This is a genomic window from Nocardia sp. NPDC047654 (genome assembly GCF_043205035.1).
Taxonomy (GTDB): domain Bacteria; phylum Actinomycetota; class Actinomycetes; order Mycobacteriales; family Mycobacteriaceae; genus Nocardia.
In genome coordinates this window covers 152,210-164,448 of the sequence record NZ_JBIDDF010000003.1, presented here as the reverse complement: position 1 = coordinate 164,448, position 12,239 = coordinate 152,210, and the positions used below count along the sequence as shown (strand labels likewise).

Genomic DNA, 12,239 nt, shown 5'->3' with positions numbered 1-12,239 from the left:
GACACAGCGTGAAAGGACGCGGTATGAGCTGGCAGATGGCGGGTCCGGCGTGGTTGTTCTGCCCGGCCGATCGCCCGGAACGCTTCGCGAAGGCGGCGGCAGCGGCGGATGTGGTGATCCTCGATCTCGAGGACGGCGTCGCCGCGCACGACAAGGCGGCGGCGCGCAAGGCGCTGCTGGACACCCCACTCGACCCGGAAACCACGGTGGTGCGGGTGAACGCGGCGGGCACCGAGGACCACGCGCTCGATCTGGCGACGCTGGCCGACACCGCCTACCGGCGGCTCATGCTGCCGAAATGCGAGTCGGCCGAGCAGGTCGCGGCGCTGCCGGACCACGAGGTGCTCGCGCTGATCGAGTCGCCGCTCGGCGCCCTCGCGGTGGGCCAGGTGATGACCGCGCGCAACGCGATCGGCGTCATGTGGGGCGCGGAGGATCTGGTCGCCGGGCTCGGCGGCACCGCGAGCAGGCACGCCGACGGCAGCTACCGCGACGTGGCCCGCCACGTGCGCTCCAGCACGCTGCTGGCCGCCAAGGCGTACGGCAAGTTCGCGCTGGATTCGGTGTACCTGAACATTCGCGATCTGGACGGGCTGCGCGCGGAGGCCGAGGACGCGGTCGCGGTCGGCTTCGACGCCAAGGTCGCGATCCATCCGAGCCAGGTGGCGGTGCTGCGGGCCGCCTACGCGCCCTCCGAAGAAGAGATCGCCTGGGCCCGGCGGGTGCTGGAGGAAGCACCGAAGCACCGTGGGGTCTTCGCCCTCGAGGGCAGGATGGTCGATGGCCCCGTGTTCCGGCACGCCGAGCAGATCGTGCGGCGCGCCGCCCGCGACTGAACACCGAGTTCCACACCAGGAGGACAGCGATGCAACGCCAGTGGGTGCCGACCGAGCAGGATATCGCCGACGCCAGGATCACCGACTTCGCGCGATTCGTCGCCGAGCGCACCGGCGTGCGCACGGCCGACTATCACGCGCTGTGGCAGTGGTCGGTCCGGGATCTCGCCGGGTTCTGGCACGCGCTGTGGGACTACTTCCAACTCGGCGACGTCGCGGGCGAGGTATTGGCGAACGCCGAGATGCCCGGGGCGCAATGGTTTCCCGGCACCCGGCTGAACTACGTGGACCAGGTGATCCGGCAGCTGCGCACCGACCGGCCCGCGATCAAGGCGGTCAGCGAGGACGCGCCGATCCGGGAGGTGTCCTGGGCCGAATTGATCGATCACACCGCCGCTTTCGCGCAAACGCTGCGTTCGCTGGGTGTGCGGCCCGGTGACCGGGTGGCGGGGTATCTGCCGAACATCCCGGAGGCGGTGATCGCGTTCCTGGCCACCGCGAGCATCGGCGCGGTCTGGAGCGCCTGCGGGCAGGACTATTCCCCGAAAGCCGCGCTGGACCGGCTCGGGCAGCTCGAACCCACCGTGCTGGTCACCGCCGACGGCTACCGTTTCGGCGGCAAGGCGCACGACAAGCGCGAGGACGTCGCCGCCTTACGCGCGGGCCTGGACAGCCTGAAGGGCACGGTCGTGGTCCCCCGGCTCGGGCTGGAGGTACCGGACACGACCTCGTGGGACGACGCGATCACCAGCACCGAGTCGCTGCCGCCGGTGATCACCACCGAATCCGTGGATTTCGACCATCCGCTGTGGATCGTGTTCTCCTCCGGCACCACCGGCCTGCCCAAGGGCATCGTGCACGGCCACGGCGGCGTGCTGCTCGAACATCTCAAAGCCGTTGCCCTGCAATCCGACATCGGTCCCGAGGACACCTTCTTCTGGTACACCAGCCCGAGCTGGATGATGTGGAACTTCCAGATCGCGGGCCTGCTGGCGGGGGCCACCATCGTCACCTACGACGGCAGCCCGACCGCTCCGGCCCCCGACGCGCTGTGGCGCATCGCCGCCGAGGTCGGCGCCACCGTGCTGGGCGCCAGCCCCGGCTACGTGCTGGCGTGCATCAAGGCGGGCTCGGTACCGCGCACCGATCATGACCTGTCCGCACTGCGTGCCGTCGGCATCACGGGTTCCTCGCTGCCCACCTCCTCGGCGCTGTGGCTGGGCGAGAACATCGGCGAGCACGTCCAGGTCTCCTCGATCAGCGGCGGCACCGACGTGGTGTCCGCGTTCATCGGCGGCGTGCGCACCGTGCCCGTGTGGCCGGGCGAGCTGTCGGCGCCCTATCTCGGCGTCGCGCTGGACGCCTTCGACCCGGCGGGGCAGCCGGTGCGCGGCGAGGTGGGCGAACTGGTCGTCACCGCGCCGATGCCGTCCATGCCGGTCGCCTTCTGGCGCGACGAGGACGGAAAGCGCTACCACGACGCGTATTTCGACATGTTCCCCGGCGTGTGGCGGCACGGCGACTGGATCACCATCACCGATCACCACAGCGTGATCGTGCACGGGCGGTCGGACTCCACGCTCAACCGGCACGGCATCCGGATGGGCAGCGCCGACATCTACCAGTCCGTCGAACGGCTCCCGGAGATCGCCGAGGCACTGGTGATCGGCGCCGAGCAACCCGACGGCGGCTACTGGATGCCCCTGTTCGTGACGCTGGCCCCCGGCGCCGAACTCACCGACGAGCTGAAAGCCCGCATCAACAGCACCATCCGCACCGAAGTCTCCCCCCGCCACGTCCCCGACGAGATCATCCTCGCCCCCGGCATCCCACACACTCGCACCGGCAAGAAACTCGAGGTGCCGATCAAGAAACTGTTCCAAGGCGCCGACCCGGCCCGCGTCGTCGAACGCAGCGCGGTGGACAACCCGGACCTGCTCGACTGGTACGGCACGGTCCGGCCCGGCGGGCGCGGCTGAAGTCGCCGCGAGTCCGGGCGAGATCGGGGGTGGGTTCGCCCGGCGACCGCTGGTAGCGCCTAGTCGAGACTGCCCTGCGGCGCGACCCAGACTTGGGGCTGCCGCGTCACCGCCGCGATGTGTTCGAAGTCCGCGTCGTAGTGGACCAGTACCGCCCCGTGGAACTCGGCGACGGCGGCGGTGAGCAGGTCCACGATCCCCGCGGCTCGGTGATGACCTTTGCGTGCCATCACTTGCTGGACTTCTCGCGCACGCTCGGCGATGGTCTCATTGATCGGCAGGTTGATGTAGAGAGAGCGACGACGCTGGGCGATGTTCTGAACGTCGGCGAGGTTGCGCCCCGAGTAACCGGCTTCCAGATCCACCGTGACGCAGGTCGCGGCCGCACGGTCGGCGATCAGACCGGCGATCACCGCGCGCACCGGCTCGTGGCCGAGTCTCACGCTCGCGGAGGTGTCCACTAAATGCAGTCGAAGGGGAACGGTCTCGCTCAACGGCGAGCCTCGCGCATTATCTCGGCATCACCGATATCGGGGCCGACCCCGAACCCGTACGGATCGGTCAAGACCTGTTCGATCCGGCGTCGCCGTTCGGCGACGAATTCCAGCGCCGCGTTCACCGTGTCTTTCTTGGTGGTAGTCCCCAACTCCTTGGCAGCCAGCGCTAAGGCTTCGTCGTTCAAATCGATCATCGTCTTCATATATACAAGAATATATCCGTGGAAACCTATCGAGCAATACACACGCCCGTTCGTGGGATTCTCGCCCAGCGCGCGCCCCGCGATCATCCTCGCCTCGGCCTCCCGCAACAGCAAGGAACTCGGGTACACGTCGTCACCGTTCCGAGGCGCTGATCAGAGCCGCGTCCGCCGTTCGTCGCGAGTCCCCTGCGGGGCACTGGGTTTGGGCACTACCTCCGGTAGGCGCGGCCGCCGATCGACGCGGTGAAGACCGCCGGCCGTGCGCCGCGGGCGGCGGCCAGGTTGCGCTTCTCCTGCGGGGTGAGCCGATAGCGCGCCGCGATCCGCCGTGCCACGGCGATCACGGCGCCCAGCACCGGTACGGGGCCCACCGGGCGCGAAGCCAAGGCCATGACGAACTCCTTACCAGAAAGACGCACCGGTACAGTCGAATTCGGCCGAAATGTGGTCGCGACGTATGCGGTTCCTCGGAGGTCCGCGCTTCCGGGTGAACGCGGGCTCCGGGCAGCTACTCCGCCCGGACGATGGCCATCGGGCATGGACCGGCGTCCGGGTTTCTCCTAGCGTGGAAGCGACAGCCAGTCCGATACCCGCGTGGAGGTGGCATCGTGGCCGCACAGGACGTCCGAGAGCGGACCGAGCACGAGGGGTTCCCGCCAGGGCCGCCGCTGCCGCCGCTCGTGCAGAGCGTGTTGTTCCAGCGGGACCGGGCCCGCTTCCTCACCGCGATGGCGCGCCGCTACGGCGACGTCTTCGCCCTGCGGGTTCCGCCGTTCGCCGACCGCGTGGTGGTGTACTCCCGCCCCGAACACATCAAGGAGATCTTCGCGGGCGACCCGCACGATCTGCACGCGGGCGAGGGCAATCAGATCCTGGGCGCGATCATGGGTCCGCATTCGCTGCTGCTGACCGACGAGGCCGAGCACGCGCGGGCGCGCAGGTTGCTCATGCCCGCCTTCAACGGTTCCGCACTGCGCGGCTACCGGGCACTGATCACCGAGATCGCGGCGGCGGAAGCGGGGAGCTGGGCGGCCGGGTCCACGGTGCGCATGCTGGACCGGATGAACGCGCTCACCCTCGAGGTGATCACGCGGGTGGTCTTCGGCGTCACCGACGAGCGGACCAAAGCCGAACTGAGCCCGCGACTGAACCGGATCGTCCACCTGAACCCGCTGATCTTCCTGGGATTCAAAAACGACCGAATGCGCCGGATCGGGCCGTGGCGGAAGTTCGCCGAGAACCTGACGGCGGTGGACGACCTGCTCTACGCCGAGATCGCCGAACGGCGGGGCGCGACCGATCTGGCCGAGCGCGCCGATGTGCTGTCGCGCCTGCTCCAGGTCGGCGCGGGCGACGACGACGCGCCGCTCACCGATGCCGAGCTGCGCGACCAGCTCATCACCCTGCTGCTGGCCGGGCACGAGACCACCGCCTCGGCGCTGTCCTGGGCGCTCTACGAACTCGCCGCCGACCCCGAGATCCAGCGGTCGGCGGCGGAGGCCGCGCGCACGGGCGACGAGAAGTACCTCGACGCGGTGCTCAAGGAGGCCATGCGGTTGCACACCATCATCTCCGGCACCAATCGAAAACTGACCAGGGACATGACGATCGGAGGACGGCGGCTCCCCGCGGGCACCGTGGTCGCCACCTCCATCGTTCTCGCACACCGGCGTACCGACGCCTACCCCGACGTCGCCGTGTTCCGTCCGGCCCGCTTCCTCGACGGCGCGGTGGCGCCGAACACCTGGCTGCCGTTCGGCGGGGGCGTGCGGCGATGCATCGGCGCGGGGTTCTCCTTACTGGAAGGCGTCACCGTGCTGCGGGAAATCCTCCTCCGCCACGCTCTTTCGCTGCCGGCGGACGGCAAGCCGGAGCGCGGCAAGGTCCGCAACATCACCACCGTGCCGGGCGGCCGGGCGCGGGTGGTGATCAGCCCGGGGCTGACAAATATGTGAACAATGATTCTTTGCAGAATCAGCAGTTGTACTGGCTCTATCTTAGTGTAAGTTTATCGGTGTTCGACAATCTGTCCGGCCTGGCGCGCATGGTGCCCCAACGCTCGGCCGATTCCGGTTGTCGACTTCCGGACGCACCGGCGCGCACATCCCGCCTTATCGCATGCCGGCGCGCACCGGAGAACAGGTACAGCTCCCGGGGGCCGCTCATCCCCGGGAGCCGTATCCCGTGACGCGGCGACCCCGGCCATACGGCCAGGTCGTTACGATGTTCCTCATGAGTGTCGACAATCGCCGTACGGCGCGGAAGGCGAGCAGCGGCGACTCGGCACCTCGCGAGATCCGGCGCAGGCCGAAGAATCGCCGCGCCCAGATCGCCGCGGCATCGGCGGCCGCGTTCGGCGCGCTCGGCTACCACGGCGTGAGCATGGACGACATCGCCTCCGGGCTCGGCATCAGCTCCGCGGCGCTGTATCGCCACTATCCGAGCAAGTACGCGCTGTTCCGCGAGGAACTGCTGCGCGTCGGCCGGGCGATGACCGAATCGGTCGAGCTGCCCGAGGAGGCGGCGGACTGGCCCGCCCAACAGCGCCTCCAGCACGTACTCGACGCGCTGATCGCGGTCACCATCGACAATCGCCCCACCGTCACGCTGGTGCGCTGGGAGGTCAGGTACCTCGAGCCGGACGACCAGATCACGCTCAACGACCAGCAGGCCACGGTGCTCGGCGCGCTGGGCAGCCAACTCGCCGCGCTGCGCCCCGAACTCGCCGAGCAGGACGTGCGCGTGCTGCGCGCCGCCCTGCTCAGCACGATCACCAGCATCGCCGACCACCACGCCGCCCTCCCGGTGAAACCTCTTGCCCGCCTTTTGCATTCGGCCTGCTGGTCGGTCGCGCACGCGAAGCTGCCCGCCACGCGGCCGGTCGAGCCGGTCGCGGTGGTGGAGATCCCGGATTCCTTCAAACACGAACTGCTGCTGCGCAAGGCGGTCGAGCTGTTCCACGAGCGCGGCTACCCCAACGTCAGTGTCGAGGACATCGCCACGGCCGCAGGGCTTTCGGCCGCCTCGGCGGTGTACCGGTTCTACCGCGGCAAGAGCGACATCCTGGCCGCCGCGTTCCGGCGGGCCGCCGAACGCGTTTCCGGCGCCGTCGGCCCCGCCGTGGCGGCGGCCACCGGCTCCGAGGACGCGCTCACGGCGCTGATCACGCAGTATGTGGCCGGATCGTTCGCCGAACGCGCGCTCACCTTCGTGTATTACACCGAGTTCCAGCACGTTCCGGTCGAGGAGCGCACGGTGCTGCGCAATATCCAGCGGCTCAGCGTCGAGGAGTGGGCCCGGTTGCTGCGCGAGGTGCGCCCGGAACTCGCCCCGGCGGAGGCACGCATTCTGGTGCACGCCGCCTTCGCGGTCGTGGTCGATCTGGGCCGCGCCTTCGGCGACGAGCCGCTGGCGGCCCAGGATCGGGTGCGGCTCCTCATGCAGCTGGTGCTGTTCGGGCGGCCCGCGCGCTAGGCCGGTATGTTATCCAGAATTCTCGATCAAACGGCTCCATAGTGCGACATGAAGGCCAGTTCACAGCTTCTTTGTGATCTATCATTCACTTGTTCCCCAGGCAGGGCAGCATCGGTGTACCAAACGTTGGCTTGGGCTACCATCGCGGCATGGGTGCCCAGGACCGCCACGCTGCGGACAAGGCGGCCGACGGGACACCGGCACGGGTGATCCGGCGCCGCCCACGCGACCGCCGCGCGCAGATCGCGGCCGCGTCGGCCGAGGCGTTCGGTGCGCTGGGCTACCACGGTGTCAGCATGGACGACATCGCCTCCCGGCTCGACATCAGCTCCGCGGCGCTGTATCGCCACTATCCGAGCAAGTACGCGCTGTTCCGCGAGGAAGTGCTGCGGTTGGGCACGGTCAGTCAGGAAGCGGCCCGGCTGCCGGATGCCACCGGCCTGCCCCCGGCGCAACGGCTCGAACGCGTCCTCGACGCCCTGATCGACGCGGCGATCGCCAACCGGCGCAGCGCCGCGTTGTTGCGTTGGCAGCGGCGCTACCTGGAGAACGCCGACGCGGCCACCCTGGCCGATCAGCTCGCGGGGGTGAACGCGGCGCTCACCTCGCTGCTCGCGGAGACCAGGCCCGCGCTGCCCAAGGCCGACCGCTCCGTGCTCGCCGCCGCGGAGCTGAGTGTGCTCAGCAGCATCGGCGATCACCACGTGTCGATTCCGGTGCGGGCGCTCACCGCGCGGCTGACGGCGGCCTGCCGCGCACTCGCCGCGTGCGAGCTGCCGCCTGCCGGTGACGCCGAAGCCGAGCGCTTCGCCGCGACCGAGATCCCGCTGACCTTCAAACACGAATTGCTGCTGATGCGCGCGGTCGAGCTGTTCCACCAGCGCGGATACCCGAACGTCAGCGTGGAGGACATCGCGACCGCCGCCGGGCTGCCCGCCTCATCGGCGGTGTACCGGTTCTACCGTGGCAAGGGCGACATCCTCACGGCGGCGTTCCGCCGGGCGGCCGATCGAGTGTCGGCCGCCATCGGACCCGCCGTCGCCGCCGCCGAGACGCCGGAGCAAGCGCTCGACACCCTGATCGAGTTGTACGTGGCGGGCTCGTTCGCCGAGCGCGAGCTCACCTTCGTCTACTACGCCGAGATCAGCAACGTGCCGCCGGAGGAGCGCACCGTGCTGCGCAACATCCAGCGCCTCAATGTCGAGGAGTGGGCGAAACTGCTGGTCGGCGTGCGGCCCGAGCTATCGGCCGCCGAGACGCGCCTGCTGGTGCACGCCGCGTTCGCACTGGTCGTCGACCTGGGTGAGCGTTTCGGCTCCACCGACCCGGCGTGCTCGCCGCGACGCGTGATCCGCCTGATGCAGGCGATCCTCTTCGACCGGCCTGCGGCCCCCACGGCGTAGCCCGCCGATTCGCGGACGAAACGCCCCACCAGTGGCACATGGCTGCGCCATTTCTCGAGTAGGTCCCTCGGTGGTGTCCTCGGTGGTGTGCCACTCGCTGCGGGTGGGCCGAGTACGGTGGGGCACGTGCCATCCACCGGGGGGATGCCGGTGCGCCGGACGTGAGCGCAGGTGTCGATGTCGGGTCGGCCGGGGACCCGGTGGGTGTTTACGCCACCGGCGAACACCGCGGTGGGAATCGACCTCGCGACAGCGCTGTTGCGGCAGGAGAGCGCGCACCCGGACCGGCGCGACGCTGGTAGAGCATTCACGCAGTTTCCGACTTCGGAAGGAACATCCACATGAGCACAGATCTCGACCCGCAGACCGCGGCGGCGTCCGGAACCTTCGCCATCGGCGGCGATCTTCCGGTGCATCGACTCGGGTACGGCGCGATGCAGTTGACCGGCCCCGGGGTGTGGGGCGACCCCAAAGACCCGGACGAGGCGGTACGCGTTCTGCGCCGCGCGGTCGAGCTCGGCGTCAACTTCATCGACACCGCCGACTCCTACGGCCCGTTCGTCAGCGAGAAGCTGATCCGTAAGGCCCTGCGGCCGTACCCGGAGGACTTGGTGATCGCCACCAAAGCCGGTCTCACGCGTCAGGGGCCCAACGAATGGCGTCCGGTCGCCCGGCCCGAATACCTGCGCCAGCAAGCCGAACTCAGCCTCCGCCACTTGGGCGTCGACCGCATCGACCTGTACCAGCTGCACCGCATCGACCCGCAGGTGCCGCTGGCCGACCAGCTCGGTGAACTCGTCGCGCTCCAGCAGGAGGGCAAGATCCGGCACATCGGCCTCTCCCAGGTCACCGTCGAACAGCTGCGCCAGGCACGCGAACTCGCCCCCATCGTCTCGGTGCAGAACCTGTACAACTTGGCCAACCGCGCCGACGAGGACGTGCTGAACTACGCCGAGCAGGAGAACATCGGCTTCATCCCGTGGTTCCCGATCGCCACGGGCGAACTCGCCGCCCCCGGCGGACCGCTCGCGGCCATCTCCGCCGACCACGGCGCGTCCCCCGCCCAACTCGCCCTGGCCTGGTTGCTGCGCCGTTCCCCCGTGATGCTGCCGATCCCCGGTACCTCCAGCGTCGCGCACGTCGAGGAGAACATCGCCGCCGCGCGAATCACGCTGACAGACGAGGAATTCGAGGCCCTCTCGGCAGCCACCGAATAGAGGGGAACCGACCGCCCGCCCATCCCGGGTTCCCCACGAGTGGCACATCAGCGAGAGGTCTACTCGCGATTTCGCCGCAGCCGTGTGCCACTCACGACCGGCGGCGCCGAGGCGGGTGTGGGTCGATGTTCCCCTCCGACATCGACTCGGGATCGGGAGCTCGGGGAGAGGGTGGGGGACGGTGGTACCGGTCGGGACTCCCTCGCCGAGTCCCGACCGGTGGGTGAACTGCGCTGCCGGGCGGATCACGCTGGGCGGCAACGAGTTCGGTGCGCCGACGGTCGGTCAGCGCGAGTATCCGTCGGCCCGGCTGTCGGGGACGACGCGGCCGGAGGCGACCAGGGTGCGGAAGGCCGCCCGCTTGCGGGGGCAGGCGTCGGCGCGGCAAGGGCGGTGGCCCTGCATCACCCGGTGCGCCTGTTCGATGGTCAACGGATGCTCGGGCGGGCGGTGCGCGTCCTCGGCGCGGCCGTGCGGCAGACACGATCCGACACCGATGATGGCGGCCACCAGCAGCGTGCACGCGCCGAGCATGCTCAGCAGCGGTTCCACGGCGGGTTACTGGCCGGCGTCCTGCCGGAAACAGAACGCCGACGCGGTTAGGTACTGACGGCAGCTCGCGCCGTGACCGGCGTGGACGGCGCAGAGAAACCGTGCGCGGTCGTAGGTCAGGCCGAGTGGTTCCTGCGTGCAGTCGCGGCTTTGTACCAGCCACAATTCTCTGACGTCCGAGTGCAACACGTCCATCTTTCACCTCCACTTGGGCAGTGCACCCGGCACCGAGAAGGCGCCGCCGGATCGCGCTCGACACGGATGGATCGGGCCGTGTCGGGACCGTGCGCCGGGTTCCGGACAACGGGCGCCCTCGACAGGGTTTGGGCGGACCCCCGATGCCGGGTGCGGTTCAACAGTGCGCGTTGCGATTCGGTAGATAACAGACCCGAATGCGGTAATTGCGAGTACTTTCCGTTTGTAGCGGCCTGGAGCGAGGAAGAGAGACCTATGGTGGAGGTCGACTGGACGGGCGAAGCTGTACATGCGCTTCGCACGGCGATGAAGCGAAGCCGTTACGAATTCGCGCGTCTGGTGGGCGTCACACCGCGCACCGTGGTCCTGTGGGAGAACGGCCGGACAACCCGGATGCACGCCGCTAGCCAGCGTCTCCTCGACAGAGTCCTGTCGCAGGTAGATTCCGTCGTCGCCGAACGATTCGAGCGTGCGATCGTCACGGGCCGGGCGACCGCCCCCGACTACGAAAGCGCCGATTCGGCGCCCGAAAGGCACACCAAGCTCGGTAGGGAAATCGGGCTCGACAAGGAAGTCGAGGAAGACGACGTGAGAAGGCGAGAACTGCTGGCCTGCATCGGCGCGGGCCTGGCAGGCCAGGCGGCGGACCTGGTGGCGAGCGAACCGGAACGGATGCTGGCAACCCTCGACGCTGGGTCGATCAGCGAACGGCGACTGGCGTTCCTGGAGCAGTCGGCCGAGGTCCTCGGCACGCGGGTGGTGCAGGTGCCGCCGCACGAACTGCTCCAGACCGGGCTCGAGCAATTCCGGATGGTCCGCAGCTGTCTCGGCGAACGGCAGCCCACCCATCATCAGGTCCGGCTGGTGCGCACGGCGGGCAGACTGGCGAACGTGGTCGGCGAGATCCTGTTCAACGAGGGGCATTTCGGCCAGGCGCGGATGTGGTATGCCACCGCGATCCATGCCGCGCAGGACATCGGCGACCGCTATTCGGAGGACATCGCCCTGGCCGGGCTCGCGTATTTGCCCACCTATAGCGATAAGCCGAAGGAAGTTTTGCAGTTACTCGACGGACGATTGCAAGAAAATCCGTCCTACGGCGCGGCCGCCGCGTGGTTGTGGGGAATGGCGGCGCGCGCGCACGCCAGTCTCGGGCACGCCGACGAATTCGCGCGCTGTATCACGCGATCGGCATCGGCTTTGGAAGACGTCGGGCCGGAAGACCTTTCGGTCGGTATCTTTTCTTTCCGCCCGGAGAAACTCGCCTTTTATCAGGCGATCGGATATTCGCGCCTCGGCCGCGCCGACGAGACCGCCGTGGCGGCCGCCCGCGCGATGGCGCTGTACGACCCGTCGGAGACCATGGAGCCCGCCCTGGTCCGCTTCGAGCACGCCACGGCGCTGCTGGCCTCCGGCGAGATCGAGGAAGCCTGCGCGGTGGCGACCAGCGCCATCACGAACGCGCACACCTACGTCGGGCTCACCGTCACCCAGCGCGCCAAGCAGTTCGACTCGGCGCTCGGCGGCCTGCGCACCAGAGCCGTCGGTGAATGGCGCCAGCGTGCGCACGCGGTGATCGACTCGGCGCAGGTCAAGGCCTGAGACGGAGCGCGCCGGCCTGCAAGGGGATGGGGACCGGCGCGCCCCGCGCATTCAGGTGGTCAGTTCGCCTCGCTGGACATGGCCTCGATGAGCGACTTGGGGCGCATGTCCACCCAGTGCGTCTCCACGTACTCCAGGCAGGACTTGCGATTGGCGGCGCCGTAGGCGATGGTCCAGCCACCGGGGACGGCGGCGAAGACCGGCCACAGGGAGTGTTCGCCCTCTTTGTTGATCAGGACGTAGAACTTGGCGTCGTCGTTTTCGAACGGGTTGGTCATTTC

Annotated in this window: 12 protein-coding genes; 7 read left to right on the top strand and 5 right to left on the bottom strand. The window is 68.9% G+C overall.

Annotated features, from left to right (window positions below; all coding sequences use genetic code 11):
- Positions 1 to 23 precede the first annotated feature (23 nt).
- Positions 24 to 836 (top strand): HpcH/HpaI aldolase/citrate lyase family protein, encoded by an 813-nt coding sequence (locus tag ACGF7Y_RS14140; RefSeq protein ID WP_393233978.1) that lies wholly within the window; start codon positions 24 to 26, stop codon positions 834 to 836.
- A gap of 29 nt (positions 837 to 865) precedes the next feature.
- Positions 866 to 2,815, top strand: a complete 1,950-nt coding sequence (locus ACGF7Y_RS14135) for an acetoacetate--CoA ligase (protein WP_393233401.1) — start codon at positions 866 to 868, stop codon at positions 2,813 to 2,815.
- A gap of 59 nt (positions 2,816 to 2,874) precedes the next feature.
- Here the strand turns inward: ACGF7Y_RS14135 and ACGF7Y_RS14130 are convergent, their stop codons facing one another.
- From ACGF7Y_RS14130 to ACGF7Y_RS14120, 3 genes are all read right to left on the bottom strand, one after another.
- Complete coding sequence (locus ACGF7Y_RS14130) at positions 2,875 to 3,276, bottom strand: PIN domain-containing protein (RefSeq protein WP_393233398.1); 402 nt, start codon at positions 3,274 to 3,276, stop codon at positions 2,875 to 2,877.
- A 29-nt stretch (positions 3,277 to 3,305) separates the two neighbouring features.
- Positions 3,306 to 3,506 carry a DUF2191 domain-containing protein gene (locus ACGF7Y_RS14125; RefSeq protein WP_040870098.1) on the bottom strand — a complete coding sequence of 67 codons (201 nt, stop codon included), beginning with the start codon at positions 3,504 to 3,506 and terminating at the stop codon, positions 3,306 to 3,308.
- Positions 3,507 to 3,724: 218 nt separating this feature from the next.
- On the bottom strand, positions 3,725 to 3,907 hold the full coding sequence (locus ACGF7Y_RS14120) for a hypothetical protein (protein ID WP_393233395.1): 183 nt from the start codon (positions 3,905 to 3,907) through the stop codon (positions 3,725 to 3,727).
- A gap of 216 nt (positions 3,908 to 4,123) precedes the next feature.
- On the opposite strand from ACGF7Y_RS14120, the gene ACGF7Y_RS14115 reads away from it, so the two are divergent.
- From ACGF7Y_RS14115 to ACGF7Y_RS14100, 4 genes are all read left to right on the top strand, one after another.
- Complete coding sequence (locus tag ACGF7Y_RS14115; RefSeq protein ID WP_393233393.1) at positions 4,124 to 5,470, top strand: cytochrome P450; 1,347 nt, start codon at positions 4,124 to 4,126, stop codon at positions 5,468 to 5,470.
- Between the two features lie 277 nt (positions 5,471 to 5,747).
- Positions 5,748 to 6,989: a TetR/AcrR family transcriptional regulator gene (locus ACGF7Y_RS14110; protein ID WP_393233390.1), complete on the top strand. Its 1,242-nt coding sequence runs from the start codon at positions 5,748 to 5,750 to the stop codon at positions 6,987 to 6,989.
- Positions 6,990 to 7,138: 149 nt separating this feature from the next.
- Positions 7,139 to 8,392 (top strand): TetR/AcrR family transcriptional regulator, encoded by a 1,254-nt coding sequence (locus ACGF7Y_RS14105; RefSeq protein ID WP_393233388.1) that lies wholly within the window; start codon positions 7,139 to 7,141, stop codon positions 8,390 to 8,392.
- Positions 8,393 to 8,733: 341 nt separating this feature from the next.
- The gene (locus ACGF7Y_RS14100; RefSeq protein ID WP_393233385.1) at positions 8,734 to 9,609 is read left to right on the top strand and encodes an aldo/keto reductase; all 876 of its coding nucleotides are present in this window, start codon (positions 8,734 to 8,736) and stop codon (positions 9,607 to 9,609) included.
- A 285-nt stretch (positions 9,610 to 9,894) separates the two neighbouring features.
- Here the strand turns inward: ACGF7Y_RS14100 and ACGF7Y_RS14095 are convergent, their stop codons facing one another.
- Positions 9,895 to 10,161, bottom strand: coding sequence for a hypothetical protein (locus ACGF7Y_RS14095; RefSeq protein WP_393233382.1), 267 nt, complete (start codon positions 10,159 to 10,161; stop codon positions 9,895 to 9,897).
- Between the two features lie 72 nt (positions 10,162 to 10,233).
- Between ACGF7Y_RS14095 and ACGF7Y_RS14090 the strand changes: the two genes are divergently transcribed.
- Positions 10,234 to 11,958 carry a helix-turn-helix domain-containing protein gene (locus ACGF7Y_RS14090; RefSeq protein ID WP_393233379.1) on the top strand — a complete coding sequence of 575 codons (1,725 nt, stop codon included), beginning with the start codon at positions 10,234 to 10,236 and terminating at the stop codon, positions 11,956 to 11,958.
- A gap of 59 nt (positions 11,959 to 12,017) precedes the next feature.
- Here ACGF7Y_RS14090 and ACGF7Y_RS14085 read toward each other — a convergent pair whose 3' ends face one another.
- A complete protein-coding gene (locus ACGF7Y_RS14085) occupies positions 12,018 to 12,236 on the bottom strand; it encodes an MbtH family protein (protein ID WP_040870086.1) in 219 nt (72 codons plus the stop codon).
- Positions 12,237 to 12,239: the final 3 nt, after the last annotated feature.

Excerpts from the sequence above, each read along its gene's own strand:
- ACGF7Y_RS14125 (WP_040870098.1), bottom strand. The coding sequence starts at position 3,506 with ATGATCGATTTGAACGACGAAGCCTTAGCGCTGGCTGCCAAGGAGTTG.
- ACGF7Y_RS14135 (WP_393233401.1), top strand. The coding sequence starts at position 866 with ATGCAACGCCAGTGGGTGCCGACCGAGCAGGATATCGCCGACGCCAGG.
- ACGF7Y_RS14105 (WP_393233388.1), top strand. The coding sequence starts at position 7,139 with ATGGGTGCCCAGGACCGCCACGCTGCGGACAAGGCGGCCGACGGGACA.
- ACGF7Y_RS14100 (WP_393233385.1), top strand. The coding sequence starts at position 8,734 with ATGAGCACAGATCTCGACCCGCAGACCGCGGCGGCGTCCGGAACCTTC.
- ACGF7Y_RS14120 (WP_393233395.1), bottom strand. The coding sequence starts at position 3,907 with ATGGCCTTGGCTTCGCGCCCGGTGGGCCCCGTACCGGTGCTGGGCGCC.
- ACGF7Y_RS14110 (WP_393233390.1), top strand. The coding sequence starts at position 5,748 with ATGAGTGTCGACAATCGCCGTACGGCGCGGAAGGCGAGCAGCGGCGAC.
- ACGF7Y_RS14140 (WP_393233978.1), top strand. The coding sequence starts at position 24 with ATGAGCTGGCAGATGGCGGGTCCGGCGTGGTTGTTCTGCCCGGCCGAT.
- ACGF7Y_RS14085 (WP_040870086.1), bottom strand. The coding sequence starts at position 12,236 with ATGACCAACCCGTTCGAAAACGACGACGCCAAGTTCTACGTCCTGATC.